Below are 15,138 nucleotides of genomic sequence, written 5' to 3'. Positions count from 1 at the left end.
AATTGTATCAAATTTTATAAGCTTTTTCCCAAAACTTGTGCCATTTTCTGAAATAACTCTCCTCGCTCTTTGTAAGATGAAAATTGATCAAGACTTGCTGCGGCAGGAGAGAGCAAAGCCACACTTTCCAAAGAATGTCTCAATGAAATCTCTTGCACCGCACACTCAAGCTGAAAGCATGGATGAAAGGGGATCTCAAAATCTACCGAGAGCTTTTGTAGCTTGGACACATTGCTTCCGATTCCAAAAATCTCAACATCATAATTTATCAATTCTTCAAAGAGAGGATGAAGATCTGCCCCCTTATCATCCCCTCCCAAAATCAGATAGATTTTCTTCTCTCTATAAGCCCTCAAAGCCCAAATCGTCGCATCCACATTGGTTCCCTTAGAATCATCAACCCAAAGTCGCCCACCTTGATCATAAAATTCCTCGATTTTATGAGCACCGATTCTGTAATCTGCAAGCTTCTCGCTCAAATCTCGTCCCACAAGCACCTTAGCACCACATAGCGCAAGCAAAGCATCGAGCAAAAAAGGCTCACTCAATGAAATCTTGGATAATTCAAAACCAAATGCTCTCGCCAAATCAAGACTTGACTCATAGGTGATGATCTTGGCTTGGGATTGGAGAACCTCATCATATGTTTCAAACTCTCGTGGGATCAAGGCTGTGCAAGCTGATGACATACGCACAAGCGGACTAAGTTTGGCCTTTTGATATGCCTCAAAACTACCATGCCAAGAGATATGATCTTCTCGCACAGGCAATAGAAGATAGACATTGGGAAAAACAGAGTGTGTATAATGCAAACTAAAAGAACTTGTCTCCAAAATCCAAATTTTTGGCTCTTGAGCGACCAAAGAAGCAAGAGGAGTCCCGATATTTCCTCCACTTGCCCCTCCAAAATCCCTCAAAATCCACTCAAGCATCTCAGTTGTTGTCGTTTTGCCATTTGTTCCACTAATCCAGATTTGCTTCTGATCTTTGAGCAAAAAGTCATACTCACTCACCAAATTTTGAGAATCCAAAATCATCGGATGAGAAGGTGGGATACCAGGAGAGGGAATCTCAAGAGATGGAGAGATTTTAGAGCGTTGGACACTTGGCAAAAATACATTCCCCCTCTCATCCTTCTTCTCCTCCACAATGCAATCATCAAGCACGATACACTGCGTTTTTTGTTCATTAAGAAGTTTTAAAAGAGCTTGATTTGTTTTGCCATAACCAAGGAGAGCAATCATCTGATCTTAAGACTCAAAAGAGCGATTAGATTACTCAATATCGCAATAATCCAGAAGCGGATAATGATTTTATTCTCAGCCCATCCTTTCATCTCATAGTGATGATGAATGGGTGCCATCAAAAAGATTTTCTTTTTTCTGATCTTATAACTTCCAACCTGTATAATTACAGAAATCGTTTCCCAAACAAAAACAGATCCAATCAAAAATAAAAGCACTTCATTGTTGGACACAATCGCCATATAGGCGATAAATGATCCAAGCGCCAAGCTCCCGCTATCCCCCATAAACACTTGTGCTGGATGGCAGTTATACCAAAGAAAGCCAAAAAGCGCCCCAATAAGTGCTACAGAAACAATCACAAGCTCACCACTATGACTAACTTTGGGCCACAGCAAGTATTGTGAGAGAGCAGCATGCCCTCCAATATAAACAAAAATTGATAATGAAATCAATGCACTAATACTTGGCACAGTCGCCAATCCATCAAGTCCATCTGTGATATTCACAGCATTTGAAGTAGCTAAAAACACAAGACTCCAAAACACAATCGAGAGGACTGCACCCATATCAAACAAAGGTTCTTTAATAAATGGAAGATAAAATTTCCCCTGATGACCAAGTGAAACAAGTGCATAAGAAATCATCAAAGCAAATACTCCAAGGAGTAGAAACTTCATCCTTGCGCTCATCCCAGCATTGCTTTTAGCAGAAATCTTCATAAAGTCATCTCGCGCACCAACAAAGCAGAACAAACCCAATGCCAAGAGACCAAAAAGCGCATAAAGATTACTCAAATCAATGCACAAAAAACTTGCAAACAGTGTGCTAGATACAAAAACAATTCCGCCCATTGTGGGGGTATCTTTTTTGCCCTCATGGGTGGGCACATAGGTAGAGATAGGCTGATTGGCCTTCTTGGCTTTAGCCCATCTGATAAACCAAGGCATCAAAAATACGCTCAAAAGAAAAGCGATGAAAAAACTAACACCAGCTCTGAAAGTAATGTATTGGAAAATATTGATATTGAAATGAGAGTAAAGAAAGTAAAGCATCAAAACCTTTGGAAAGACAGGGGATTCTTCTAGGGGCTCCAGGATAGGGGGTGGGGGAACCTGGAGCCCCTACAAAAATCCCTCTTTCAAACTTAAGAGGAGGGAATTCTATCACAGAAATCAAAATTTTTGTTTATTTTTTTCAAAAATTCAAAACAATCCAGCCAAAATATCTTCAAAACCCTAGACTCTCGGCTTAAAAATCATTTTGGAACACTAAAATAAAGAATCAAAATTCCACTTTAAAGAGTTATAAATGAAAAAAACACTTTTAGTCATCACCGATGGTATCGGACACTCAGAGCGTCAAGAATACAATGCTTTTTATCACGCCAAAACACCAACCTATGATTGGTTATTTCAAAATACTCCTCATGCCCTGATTCGCACCTTTGGAGAATCAGTTGGGCTTCCAGAAGGTCAAATGGGAAACTCTGAGGTAGGACATACAACCCTTGGACTTGGTAGGGTTCTTTATCAGGATCTGCTCAAACTCTCTCAAGGATTACAAAACAAAACCTTATTTCAATCACAAGTCTTTCAAACTCTAAGTCAGCGCAATAAGATTCATATCATCATTCTTTTAAGCGATGGAGGAGTACATTCTCACATCTCACACCTTATCGAAACACTTCATGAACTCAATCATCAAGAAGTCGCCCTTCATCTCATCGGAGATGGCAGAGATGTCTCACCTCAAAGCATTCAAACCTATCTTGATCTTCTCACCCCATATCTCAATCAACGCATCCAAATCGCCACATTAAGCGGAAGATATTATGCGATGGATCGAGATCGAAGATGGGAGAGAACCAAGCTTGCCTATGATGCGATCATCTCTGCTTATCCGACCACATCACTCTCTCCCCAAGATTACATCAGCCAAAGTTATCAAAATGGTATTTTTGATGAGTTTTTGGAACCTGTGGCATTTCAAGGATATTCTGGGGTTTTAGAGGGTGAGGGTATCTTATTTCTTAATTTCAGATCAGATCGCATGAGACAACTCACCAAAGCCATTGCCTCTCAAGAATTTCCTCACTTTGAGCATCTTGCCTTTAAGAATCTCTATTGTCTATGTGCCAATCTCTATGATGAAAACTTTCCACTCCCCTCTCTACTTACCAAAGAGATTCCATCTCAAAGTCTAGCCTCTATCCTTTCTGCTCATCATCTCAGACAAGCCCATATTGCTGAGACAGAAAAATATGCACATGTGACTTTCTTTTTCAATGGAGGGATTGAGGCAGCTTATGAGGGCGAAGAGAGATTCTTGATCCCAAGTCCAAAGGTAGCCACTTATGATCTTTGTCCTGAGATGAGTGCTCATGAAGTCGGAGATCAAACCCTTCAGTGTATGCGTGATGGATTTGATTTTATTGTTGTGAATTTCGCCAATGGAGATATGGTCGGACATACTGGAGTATTTGAAGCAGGCATCAAAGCTGTAGAAGCTGTAGATTATGAGCTTGGAAGACTTCTCAAGCTTGCTCAAGAGCTAGATTATGCCCTTATCCTTGTCAGTGATCATGGAAATTGTGAAGAGATGAAAGATCCTGATGGCAACACACTGACCAATCACACAGTTGGCGATGTTTGGTGCTTTGTCTTTAATTCTGGTGTTCTTTCTATCAAAGAAGGGACTTTAGCCAATATTGCCCCAAGCATACTCAAACTTATGAATCTTCCTATTCCTGAATGTATGCATGATCCCCTCTTCTAACCCTAATCCATTTATCTCTCTAGCTCAAATCACTCTCAGACATTTGAGCTAGAAAACAAAAAACAATTCTAAAATACCTTTTGCACAAAGCCGCTACAATACCCCCCTCTAATCCCATCATCAGAGAGAAAAGATGCAGTATTTTTTTGATTTCATCCACTCCCCATCCCAAAGCACAATTTTTGCTCTCCTCAAATGCACAGATGAGCAAGCCAAGATTCTTCAACATATGGCCAAAGCACTCCTAGAAGGAGAAAATGAGTTCAACACCCTAGCCCTATTAGAATCTCTGCTAGGCGAAGATAAAAAACAAATCCTACTTTATCTACCACACATTCGATCTCTCCTTGAGCTTGGCTGGATCACCCAATCCTCTCCATCTTCTAGGGCATTACTTGAGCTCTTAGGAGACACCATCTATCTTAGCCACAGCTTTCTCAAGCTTTTAGAGGATGGGCACTTAGAAATCAATCCCCCAGAAAACAAGCCCTATGAAGATCATCTTGAATATCTCAAGGATCAATTTCTAAGGATTGATCTGCTCGTGCAACTTGCCAATCTTAAGTTTTCATACAAAGCTGATTCTCCATCATTTTCACGAACCGCATATCGCCTCAATATGCTCGAGCAGCAAATCACTCAGCGGCTTGCACTCACCCAACACAACTTTGACATTATCGCGATGATCAAAGAAGCTGAGCTCACATCCAAGGAGCAAATCATCTTTTTTGCCCTATTGCGTGAAGAATATTATGGGGGAGAAAGCAATCTTAGAGAGATGAATGCACTCATCGAACTCATCAGTCAAAATGAATATGATCGCATCAAGAATCGCTCGCTACTTGATGAAAAAGGAGCTTTACTTGAAAAAAATCTTATTGATTATGATGAATATCTAAGCCCATTTGGTGGCATCAATCGAACTTATTTCATCACAGAAGATATCCTCCAAAAAATCATCCATCCCACCAAGCATAAAGCCAAAGCCAAAGCCATTCTCTCAAACCTCATTCAAGAACAAGAAATATTTGAGCTGCTTGAACCCAAAAAAAATCTCTCAGAAATCATTCTCCCCAAAGATGTGCGCCAGACCCTAGAACATCTGCTCAAACAGATGGATCCAAAAGTGGCTTCTCGTCTTAAGTCTTGGGGAATCAAGGACAAAAAAACACTTGAAGCAAAAATTATTTTTTATGGCAGTGCTGGGACTGGCAAAACTCTAACAGCTCTTGCTCTAGCAAAAAGTCTTAAAAAACCTCTTTTGCACCTTGATTGCTCCAAGATTCTCTCTATGTATGTAGGAGAGAGTGAAAAAAATGTACGCAAGATTTTTGATTCTTACAAAGAGATTGCGCAAAAAAGCAAAAATGAACCTATCCTTTTGCTCAATGAGGCAGATCAATTTTTGAGTACACGCACCACAGGTGGAGGAGGTGCGGAAAAAATGCACAACCAAATGCAAAATATTTTTTTAGAACAAATCGAAAAATTTGAAGGAATCTTGATTGCAACAACTAATCTTTTGGAAACTCTTGATCCTGCTTTTTCGAGACGATTTAATTACAAAATCGAATTCAAACGCCCAACCCAAGAACAAAGACTAGCAATCTGGGATCTTCATCTCCCCAAAAATGCAAACTTTTCCATCCCTCAAGACCAGATGCTTGCAGAATTATCCCAATATGATTTGAGTGGAGGGCAAATTGCTCTAGTGATCAAAAATACAGCCTACAAAGTCGCTACACGCGAGAATCCTACTTTTTTGATTGATGATTTTCTTGAAGAAATCCAGAAAGAAAAAGATAGCAATTTTGATGGAGAAAAAAATGTAGGGTTTATCCCCTAAAGGGGATTAGGCTTTTTGAGCCTTAAGCATCCAGATACCTTTTTGGAGAGATCCTGTCTTTTCATCAGCAAATCCAGCAGTGACATTATCTCCCTCTTCTCCCGCAAGTTTAGAGAGCTCTCTAAAGGATGCTTCAAAATACTCATAATCTTTTAATACACCCTCAAGCACATCACTAGCACAAAAACTCTGCTTGCTCTCTTCAGCGATTTTTGATGCTTTGAGTGCATCAGCAAGAGTTACATGAGGGATACCACCAAGCTGAATGATTCTCTCTGCCAAATCATCAAAGATTTCTGCAAATTCTTCATAAATAGCCTGAGTCGTAGAGTGAATTTGAGGAAAATTTACACCTTTGACATTCCAGTGATAATTATGTGTCTTCATAAAAAACACAATACTGTCTGCTTGAAGTTGTTTTAACATCTCAACTGTTTTCATCTGTTTCTCCTTAATAATAATTTTTATCGATATAGCTATCCTAACTCAATAATCCCAATCTTTCATTTACGCTTTGCAATTCTCAAAACAAAAGTTTTCAAATCAGGCATTAGACTAATCTCTCCATCATGAGCTCTAATAATTTGTCTAGAGAGAGTTAATCCTAAGCCAGTCCCCTTGAGCTTGGTTGTTTTAAATGGTTCAAATAGAGCCTTTGGATCTTGAATTGGTCTTCCATTGTCATTGATAGAAAAAAAGTAACACTCACCATCCTCAGAAAAACCAATCTTGATTTTTCCCTCCTCGCATTCTCCTTCCTCAATCGCATCAATTGCATTGGAGAGGAAATTTTGTAGCACAATGACTAAGAGATTCAAATCACACCACACAAATGCCTCATCTGGAGCATCAAACTCAATTGCATAAGGCTTGCTCGAAGAAATATAATTTAGAATCTCCTGAGTTTGATCTTTGATCTCAGACATCAAATAATCATCTCTTTGAGCACTCACACCTTTTGAAAACATCAGAGTTGTTTTGATGATATTTTCCACACGCCAGATTGCTTTTTTAATCTCATAAACAATCCCCTTACTCCCCACATCCACACGCTTTAAAAGGCTGGAAGCTAGAAGAGAAATAGATCCCACAGGATTTCTGATCTCATGGGCAAGATGTGCAGAAATCTGACCCATGGTCACCAATCTTTCTTGTCTTTTTTGATGAGTGATATCTGTTGCTGTAAGGATTCTTTTATCACCAATAAGTGAGCCTTGAAGCAAATAAAAACTTCCCTCAAACTCTACTTCCATCGAATCATCAAGAGGTAGATTCTCTTCTAAAATCTTTGAAATCGCATAAGCCTTGGAATTAAAATAAAAAAACTCTCCATTCTCCTGAAGAACCCACACAGCTTGAGGCAGCATCTCAAGCACACCTTCAAATAAACTCTTGAGTGCTGAAAATTCTTGCTGGGCACCATCAATCTGTCCGATCAGCTCCCCCAAAGTCGTCAGCAAAACTTCTTTATCATCACTTGTCAAAGTATCAAGTAAATTAGATGAAAGGATTTTTTGCACTATCGTTTTCCCATTTGCTGCTCTTTGAGATACCCCAACAAAAGCTCACTGTATCCAAAGCTTCCACTCAAACTCTCAGAGAGAGTATCCAAATACATCGAATGATAAATATCACTTCCTGCTTCTTTGGGATAGAGAGGATCTTCATTTTTGATCGCTACTGAAAGCATCGTTTTGACAATCAATGCCTCAAATGCATCTGTTTGCTCTTTGAGTTTGGCTTCATCATCTTCTTTTGCTCTGATTTTTGGCATCCCTGCTTGCATCATCGCCACACTTGTATCAATCTTCATCATCATCTCCTCACACGATCTCAAGATCAGCACTGATCGCACCACTTTGCTTCATCGTGCTCAAAATAGAAATAATGCTCTTTGGATTGGCACCTAGTTTCTGCAATGCTCGCACAATGCTTGCTACAGTGGGCTTTTTCCCACTTGTAGAAATCATATTTTGTGCTGGACTGATTTTGGTTCCATCACCAATATCAGTTGCCTTGGGATCATTGAGTGGATTTTGTGTGATCTTGATTGTGATGTCTCCATGCGTGATAACAATAGGCTCAATGGTGATTCCTACACCAGCGATAATCGTCCCACTGCGCTCATCCACGACGATCTTATCTCGCACCGAATAATCCACCTCAACCTCTTGCACCAAAGCCAAAAACTCAATCATGCTCAAATTTTGTGGCTTCTGTAGTTTGATCGTGCGTGAATCTACAGCTTTTGCAATGCCCTCTCCAAATACACCATTGAGAACTTTTTGCACACGAATTGCATTTTGAAAATCCGATCCCTTGAGACTCAAAGTGGCTGTGGTCTTATTGTAAAGATCATAGGGCACCTCGCGCTCAACTGTTGCTCCATTGAGCACACTTCCTGCCAAGACATTACCACTCTCACCGATACTCAAAGCCCCTTGTGCAAGTGCATAAATATTGCCATCAACAGCACTCAAAGGAGTAAGCAAAAGCGTCCCACCAGCTATTGATTTGGCATCTCCGATAGAAGAAACAGTGATATTGAGCTTATCTCCTTGTTTGGCAAATGGAGGAAGAGTCGCTGTCACCATCACTGCTGCGATATTTTTGGATTTGATGTCATTGGGAGAGACTTTTACATTCACACTCTCAAGCATATTGGCAATACTTTGCATTGTAAATTTTGAAGCTGATTTGTCCCCACTTCCATTGAGTCCTACAACAAGCCCATATCCTATCAGCTGATTATCTCTTACCCCCACAATATTGGCCAAATCTCCAATCTTTTGACCCATCAAAGATGCACAAAATAGACAAAGCAAGATCATTGCCTTCAGAGATTCCTTTCTCATCATACGCACTCCTAGCATTTTTGGGACTAAAGAAAGCAATTTTGATTCCATCAAAGCAAAGTGATGGGTTTATCTCCTCTTGGGATCATCTCTCCAATCACGACACTTCGCTCATAGCCACATATTTTTAGCTGTTCTACAAGCATATGAGCTTGGGATTTGGGCAAAGCAAATAAAAGCCCTCCAGAAGTTTGCGAATCAAAACATGCAATACATGCATCAAACTCAAGAGAGGTTTGGATTTTTTCATTTAAAAAGTGAAAATTCTCACGACTTCCAGAGGGAATCACACCCTGCATGATCCATTTCTCAACGCCCTCAAAAAGTGGGATTCTCTCAGTCAATATTTCTGCTCCAAGTCTCTCTCCACACATCTCAAGCAAATGTCCTACAAGCCCAAATCCCGTGATATCTGTACAGGCATGAATCTTAAAATTTCTAGCAATCTCACTTGCCTTTTGATTGAGCTGACACATACTCACAATCGCTTCATGATCGGCACGCAAAGCAAGTTTATCGCTCTTAAAAGCAGTGGCAATCACCCCACTTCCGATCGGTTTGCTCAAAACAAGTGCATCTCCAATTTGTGCTGTGCAATTTCTCCAAATATGCTTAGGATGGACAATCCCACTCACACTTAGACCATATTTTTGCTCACGATCAATGACGCTATGCCCTCCAAGAAGCGTGACTTTGGCTTCATTTAGCTTATGAGCCCCTCCTTTTAAAATCTCTTCAAGCACCTCTTTGGACACATGTTCCTTATCCCACATCAAAAGATTGAGTGCTGTTTTTGGGATCGCACCCATTGCATAAATATCGCTTAATGCATTGCTTGCAGCAATCTGTCCATACAAATAAGGATCATCCACAATAGGCGTGATAAAATCAACACTCTCAACCAATGCCAGCTCATCACTTAAAGCATACACCCCACAATCATCGCTTTGCTCATACCCTACAAGCAGATTCTCATCTCTATAAGTTTGCAATCCTGCCATCACTTGTCCTAGGTCTTCCAGACCCACTTTGGCAGCTCAACCTACACAGCGCACAAAAGAAGTCAATTTTTGCATCTTTTTTCCTAAAGACTAATCACAGCAGATGTGTTCATCATTTTTTGCATGATAATGGATGCGGAGGATACTTCACCCACTTGCATACGATTGAGGATTCCATAATGCTCTAGACATGTTCTGCATGCCAAGATCTTCACACCTTTGCGCTGCATATATTGAAGCTCTTCCATTGCTTCTCGATTGGTATCTGAACACAACAACACAGCACGATTAAGAAGCAAAATCTCTTTGGGAAATACACCACCCTCTGCAAGTGCAACAATCATACGATCTAAAAGCTTTTTGCCAAACTCACCATCTCCAATACGATCTTCTTTGAGGAACAATACCTTATCCTCTAAGCTAATAGCCTTCTCCTCCAAAAATTCAAGTACCTCAACCTCTTCTTTTCCCTTAAGAGTGATGCTAAATTTATGCTCATCCCCCACTGTTTCGATGATATAGCCATTATTGATCAAAAAATTCTCAATGGCTTCTAATGCATGATCTCCAAAAATCTCAACCCTACTCACAGCAATATTTTGATCTCGAATTTGCTCCAAAACAGCCTTGACTTTCGCCACAGGATCTGCACAAACAGCCTGATTGACATCAATCCTTGCTTCTTTCATCACTTGCCTCCTTGCACACTAAATAAAAAATCCAAAAAAATCTTTTGCAATATTTCCAAATCTGCAATCTTTACGCGCTCATTTTTAGCATGGATTCTATCATTTAATCCCCCTAGCTCCAAGACCTCCACACCATAGGCTGCGAAATAACGCGCATCACTTGTCCCACCACTTGTGCTTGATGAGGGGGAATATCCTGTGATTTTTTTTGCACTTTGAGAGAGAATCTCAAAAAAACGACTTTGAGTCAAAAATGGCCTAGAGCTTGTTGTGAGTTTCAGCGTATAAGAAAGACCCTCTAAAACCCGCTCAAGATATGATCGCAAAGTCTGCTCATCACTCTGTGTAGAGTTTCTCACATTAAACATCAAACGAAGATGACTTGGAGTCACATTACATACTTCAAGCCCTCCTCTAATATCTGTCACAACGATTTTGCTTGGCTCAAAATGCTCATCTCCCTCATCTAGATTCACACCAGCGATCTCCCCCAATCTAGCCCCCAAAAGCTCGATGGGATTTAAGCATTTCTGAGGATAAGCCACATGCCCTTGAATCCCCTCAATCTCCAAGATTCCATTGATTGATCCACGACGACCGACCTTGATAGCATCAGCGATCTTAGACTGGCTTGTCGGCTCAGCCACAATCGCAATATCAGGCAAAAAATCTCTCTTCTTCAGCTCTTCAAGCACAAATCTTGTCCCATTGATCGCTTCCCCCTCCTCATCACTTGTCAGCAAAACCGACACAATCAAATCACAATTTTGCAAATCACACTCAGAAATTGCACTCAAAAATGCTGCAATCCCCCCCTTCATATCCTGAGTCCCCCTCCCATAGAGATAGCCTTCCTTTACAATCGCCTCAAATGGATCACTCTCCCATCCATCTCCAGCAGGCACCACATCGATATGTCCTGCAAAACATAAATGGATTTTTTTTGATGATGTTGGGGCGAAATCTTTGTAACCAAAGAGATTTTTTACCTCTCCACAATCCATCCGCTCCCACACAAACTGATCTCCCAAAAAATCCATGATCCACGCATAGATCCCACATTCATTTGGCGTCACAGTTTGAAAACTAACTAGTTTTTTTAAAATTTCCTCAACCCTCATCAATGTCCCTTTTTGGCAAAAATTAAAGCAAAATTCACCCATCTAAAGAGAATCTCAATATGAGAAAATCCAGCATTTTTGAGCATCGCAAAATTTTCTTCTTGAGTGTAGGGGATCAGCACATTCTCAAGGGCTTCCCTTTTTTGGGCAATTTCAATCTGTGAGTAACCTTGTGAGCTTTTATAAGAATAATAATAATCAATCATTGCCCGATCAAGCACTTTTTCATGGCTAATCACCTTCTCCCCCATCAAAAACACTCCTCCCATCTCAAGTGCATCAAAGATTCTTTTGATCATTTTTTCTCTCTGAAGAGGACGCACGAATTGCATCGTGTAATTGGCAATCATCACTTTTGAGGGCAAAAACTCATAATCCAAGAAATTTGCCTCCTCAAAATGCACATTCCCTCCATAGGCAAGTGATTTGAGCATAGAGCGTGCAATCATGGCATACGAACTATCAAGCCCAATACATTCTGCCTTGGGTGCAAGCTTAGAGAGTGCAAACAAAACATTACCTGTCGAACTCCCCAGATCATACACCCTACCACCCTCACAGAGCTCAAGAGAAGCAAAATGCGCAAGTAATTTGATCTGTTCCTCATAAAATGGGATGGAACGATTTAGCATATCATCAAAAACACTTGCCACACTCTCATCAAATTCAAACTGCTTGGTAGGTTTTTGCATAAAAAGTGAATCTTTCATAAAAATTTAATCGCCTCGATCAAATCTTGAGGATTCAACCCATAGGAAGTTGGGATCTTTTCTGATGCAAGAGCATGAGCCAATACTCCATTGATCGCAGCTTCCATGGGCTGATATCCTTGGGCTAGCAATGCAGCAATCATCCCAGATAACACATCTCCACTCCCACCTTTGGCTAGATTATTGCTCCCAAATGGACAGATATAGATCTGCTTATCTTTTGCAATGATTGTATTAGCACCTTTGAGCACAAGCACGAGTTCTGGATAGCGCATACAAAACTCTTCCACCAAAATCACTCGATCTATCTTGACATCAGTCACTTCCATATCCGCAATTCCACACAAACGCAAAAGATTGGCAAACTCTTTGATGTGAGGGGTGAGCACAACATGCCTCATCTCTGCAAGCTCACTAGATAGTCCTTCATAACCAAACACATCAGCATCCAAAACACAAGGCAAGCGTTTGCACTGCTCCAAATCTGCCTTCTCTACCTCCCCAGCACCCATACCAAAGGCTATAGCGCATGCATCTTGAGGGATTTTTGTATCACACATCACACTATAGGGCGGATTTTGAATCTCCCCTATAAGCGAGACCAGTCCAGCCCCAAAAGCAAGACCACCAAGCGCACTAAGCACACCAGCTCCCTGCTTGCTTGAAGGATGGTTTTTGCACAATACCGCTAGATGCCCATATTCACCCTTATGTGTATCTAGTCTAGATCGATGTGGCAAGCACAAATCTGATCTCTCCAAAAGCTTAATTTTGGAGCTTGTCTCATATTGTTTTCTTGAGATTCCCAAATCTGCCACAGAAATCTTTCCGACATAATCTTTGGCTCTCTCTCCAAACAAATCAAGCTTCAAAGCCCCCATTGCCACAGTATGATGAGCTTTGAATGCGACTTTGAGATCTCTTTGTGCGATTCCACTTGGAAGATCGCATGCGATTCTAAGCTTTGCCATCTTATTCATTGCCTCAATAAGTCTGCTCATCTCCACACAAAGCTCCCCCCTAAATCCACTCCCATAAAGACAATCCACAACCACATCACATGCATAAAGCTTATTGACAAAATCGATCCCCATCGCCTTAGCGCGCATAAATTCCCTCTGACATAGTGAAGTCTTGGGCTCATCTGCCATATAAACTTTGATGACATAATCCCCATCAAGTTTCCTAGCCAATGCCAGTCCATCAGCACCATTATTCCCCCCACCACACACAATATAGATCAGACTTTTTTTATGCACAAGCTGCGAAATGAGATGTTTAAGTCCCACGGAGGCATTTTCGACCAAAATCTCCTCACTAAGCAGAAATTTATCAATCGCTCGCTTATCCAAAAGTCGTGTCTCTTTGTAGATGTTTTGCATTATTTATCTCGTTCCTGATTTTTCCATGCTATCACTGCAGCAATCGCTGAGATTTCATCAAGTTCATCTTCTTCCTCTTGAGGGATCAGATCTTGGAGTCTAGATGCAAGATAGGATGTGCTAAAGATCCCTCTTCTAAACACAGAATCTTGACAAATATTTTTCAAAAAAGGGATCGTTGTTTTAACACCCTTGATTGTAAATTCGCTCAATGCACGCGATAGCTTATTGATCGCCAAATCATAGCTTGTGGCTCTCACAATCAGTTTTGCGACCATAGAATCATAAAAGGGTGGGATCTCATAGCCTTTATAAATACAGCTATCCACTCTCACTGAAGGCCCGAGTGCTGGATAATACACCTCAATCTTTCCAGAACTTGGTGCAAACTCTGCCCTTGCATCCTCAGCATTGATTCTTGCCTCAATCGCATATCCTTGAAATTGAATATCTTGCTGCTGGAGTTCCAAAATCTCACCATAAGCAATCCTCAACTGACGCACCACCAAATCTATCCCAGTGATCTCCTCTGTCACACCATGTTCCACTTGGATTCGTGTATTCATCTCCATGAAATAAAACTGATTGCGCTCATCAAGCAAAAACTCAACGGTTCCTATATTGGTATAGCCAACTGCTTTTGCTGCAGCTACAGCCACCGCACCCATCCTTCTGCGCAATCCCTCATCAATACTTGGACTAGGTGCGATCTCGATGAGTTTTTGATGGCGCCTTTGGATTGAACAATCTCTCTCACCTAGATGAATCACATTGCCATACAAATCCGCAACAATCTGAAATTCAATATGCCGTGGAGATGAGACATATTTCTCCATAAACACATCATCATTTCCAAAAAAAGCTTTGGATTCTCTCTTGCATGCCTCAAATCCCTCAAGCAATGAAAGCTCATCATCAATCACCCTAATCCCTCTTCCACCACCTCCAGCGCTTGCTTTGAGAATCACTGGATAGCCAATCTTGGAAGCGATCTTAAAAATTTCTTCTGGAGTTTTATCATTGAGCGGATCTGTCCCCTCAACGATAGGTATGCCACTTTGCTTCATCAAAGCTCTTGCTGTATTTTTATCTCCCATTTTCTCGATAATCTCAGCACTTGGTCCAATCCACACCAAACCACTCTCTTGCACCTGGCGTGCAAAGTCTGCATTTTCTGACAAAAACCCATATCCAGGATGGATAGCTTCTACCTCACTAAGTTTTGCGATCTTTAAAATTTGCTGCTTATCAAGATAGACACCGATTGGATCCCCCTCTAGTTCATAGGCATAATCAGCCATCTTGACATGTAATGATTCTTTATCTGCTTCAGAATAAATCACAACAGACTTGATTCCCAAGTCTTTGCATGCCCGAATCACTCGCACGGCAATCTCACCACGATTGGCAATCAAAATCTTTTTAAACATTGATATAAGGCTCCACTTGTATTGAAATTTCATTATTTTATCACTTGCTATAATGAAAGCACTTCAAAAACCACAACCCAAG

Annotated in this window: 14 protein-coding genes; 2 read left to right on the top strand and 12 right to left on the bottom strand. The window is 40.8% G+C overall.

Annotated features, from left to right (window positions below):
- Nucleotides 1–14: 14 nt before the first annotated feature.
- Entirely contained in the window at nucleotides 15–1,244 is a 1,230-nt protein-coding gene (gene murD / locus T391_RS0100190; RefSeq protein WP_027326641.1) for a UDP-N-acetylmuramoyl-L-alanine--D-glutamate ligase, read from the bottom strand.
- Nucleotides 1,241–2,299 carry a phospho-N-acetylmuramoyl-pentapeptide-transferase gene (gene mraY / locus T391_RS0100185; RefSeq protein ID WP_027326640.1) on the bottom strand — a complete coding sequence of 353 codons (1,059 nt, stop codon included), beginning with the start codon at nucleotides 2,297–2,299 and terminating at the stop codon, nucleotides 1,241–1,243. Before mraY ends, murD begins: the two co-directional genes overlap by 4 nt.
- Nucleotides 2,300–2,555: 256 nt before the next feature.
- Here mraY and gpmI point away from each other — a divergent pair, with 256 nt between their 5' ends.
- Both gpmI and T391_RS0100170 read left to right on the top strand, forming a co-directional pair.
- Complete coding sequence (gene gpmI / locus T391_RS0100175) at nucleotides 2,556–4,022, top strand: 2,3-bisphosphoglycerate-independent phosphoglycerate mutase (protein WP_027326639.1); 1,467 nt, start codon at nucleotides 2,556–2,558, stop codon at nucleotides 4,020–4,022.
- A gap of 133 nt (nucleotides 4,023–4,155) precedes the next feature.
- Nucleotides 4,156–5,868, top strand: a complete 1,713-nt coding sequence (locus tag T391_RS0100170; RefSeq protein WP_027326638.1) for an ATP-binding protein — start codon at nucleotides 4,156–4,158, stop codon at nucleotides 5,866–5,868.
- A gap of 6 nt (nucleotides 5,869–5,874) precedes the next feature.
- Here the strand turns inward: T391_RS0100170 and T391_RS0100165 are convergent, their stop codons facing one another.
- From T391_RS0100165 to T391_RS0100120, 10 genes are all read right to left on the bottom strand, one after another.
- The gene (locus T391_RS0100165) at nucleotides 5,875–6,309 is read right to left on the bottom strand and encodes a Dps family protein (RefSeq protein WP_027326637.1); all 435 of its coding nucleotides are present in this window, start codon (nucleotides 6,307–6,309) and stop codon (nucleotides 5,875–5,877) included.
- 62 nt (nucleotides 6,310–6,371) lie between these two features.
- Nucleotides 6,372–7,388 carry a sensor histidine kinase gene (locus T391_RS0100160; RefSeq protein WP_338041827.1) on the bottom strand — a complete coding sequence of 339 codons (1,017 nt, stop codon included), beginning with the start codon at nucleotides 7,386–7,388 and terminating at the stop codon, nucleotides 6,372–6,374.
- Complete coding sequence (locus tag T391_RS0100155; RefSeq protein ID WP_420806125.1) at nucleotides 7,388–7,657, bottom strand: Rod binding protein; 270 nt, start codon at nucleotides 7,655–7,657, stop codon at nucleotides 7,388–7,390. Before T391_RS0100155 ends, T391_RS0100160 begins: the two co-directional genes overlap by 1 nt.
- Nucleotides 7,658–7,691: 34 nt before the next feature.
- On the bottom strand, nucleotides 7,692–8,708 hold the full coding sequence (locus T391_RS0100150) for a flagellar basal body P-ring protein FlgI (protein ID WP_420806124.1): 1,017 nt from the start codon (nucleotides 8,706–8,708) through the stop codon (nucleotides 7,692–7,694).
- 65 nt (nucleotides 8,709–8,773) lie between these two features.
- Nucleotides 8,774–9,751, bottom strand: a complete 978-nt coding sequence (gene selD / locus T391_RS0100145; RefSeq protein WP_051420487.1) for a selenide, water dikinase SelD — start codon at nucleotides 9,749–9,751, stop codon at nucleotides 8,774–8,776.
- Between the two features lie 56 nt (nucleotides 9,752–9,807).
- Nucleotides 9,808–10,413: a sulfurtransferase-like selenium metabolism protein YedF gene (gene yedF, locus T391_RS0100140; RefSeq protein ID WP_027326632.1), complete on the bottom strand. Its 606-nt coding sequence runs from the start codon at nucleotides 10,411–10,413 to the stop codon at nucleotides 9,808–9,810.
- Nucleotides 10,413–11,534 (bottom strand): succinyl-diaminopimelate desuccinylase, encoded by a 1,122-nt coding sequence (gene dapE / locus T391_RS0100135; RefSeq protein WP_027326631.1) that lies wholly within the window; start codon nucleotides 11,532–11,534, stop codon nucleotides 10,413–10,415. The genes yedF and dapE overlap by 1 nt, the downstream gene beginning before the upstream one ends.
- Complete coding sequence (gene cmoA, locus T391_RS0100130) at nucleotides 11,534–12,244, bottom strand: carboxy-S-adenosyl-L-methionine synthase CmoA (protein ID WP_027326630.1); 711 nt, start codon at nucleotides 12,242–12,244, stop codon at nucleotides 11,534–11,536. The genes dapE and cmoA overlap by 1 nt, the downstream gene beginning before the upstream one ends.
- The gene (locus tag T391_RS0100125; RefSeq protein WP_027326629.1) at nucleotides 12,241–13,626 is read right to left on the bottom strand and encodes a bifunctional ADP-dependent NAD(P)H-hydrate dehydratase/NAD(P)H-hydrate epimerase; all 1,386 of its coding nucleotides are present in this window, start codon (nucleotides 13,624–13,626) and stop codon (nucleotides 12,241–12,243) included. The genes cmoA and T391_RS0100125 overlap by 4 nt, the downstream gene beginning before the upstream one ends.
- A complete protein-coding gene (locus T391_RS0100120) occupies nucleotides 13,626–15,056 on the bottom strand; it encodes an acetyl-CoA carboxylase subunit A (protein WP_027326628.1) in 1,431 nt (476 codons plus the stop codon). Before T391_RS0100120 ends, T391_RS0100125 begins: the two co-directional genes overlap by 1 nt.
- Nucleotides 15,057–15,138 lie beyond the last annotated feature (82 nt).

This window comes from Helicobacter pametensis ATCC 51478, assembly GCF_000518225.1.
In the GTDB taxonomy this organism is placed as follows: domain Bacteria; phylum Campylobacterota; class Campylobacteria; order Campylobacterales; family Helicobacteraceae; genus Helicobacter_G; species Helicobacter_G pametensis.
The sequence above is the reverse complement of the archived record's forward strand: the minus strand, read 5'-3'. Positions and strand labels throughout refer to the sequence as shown.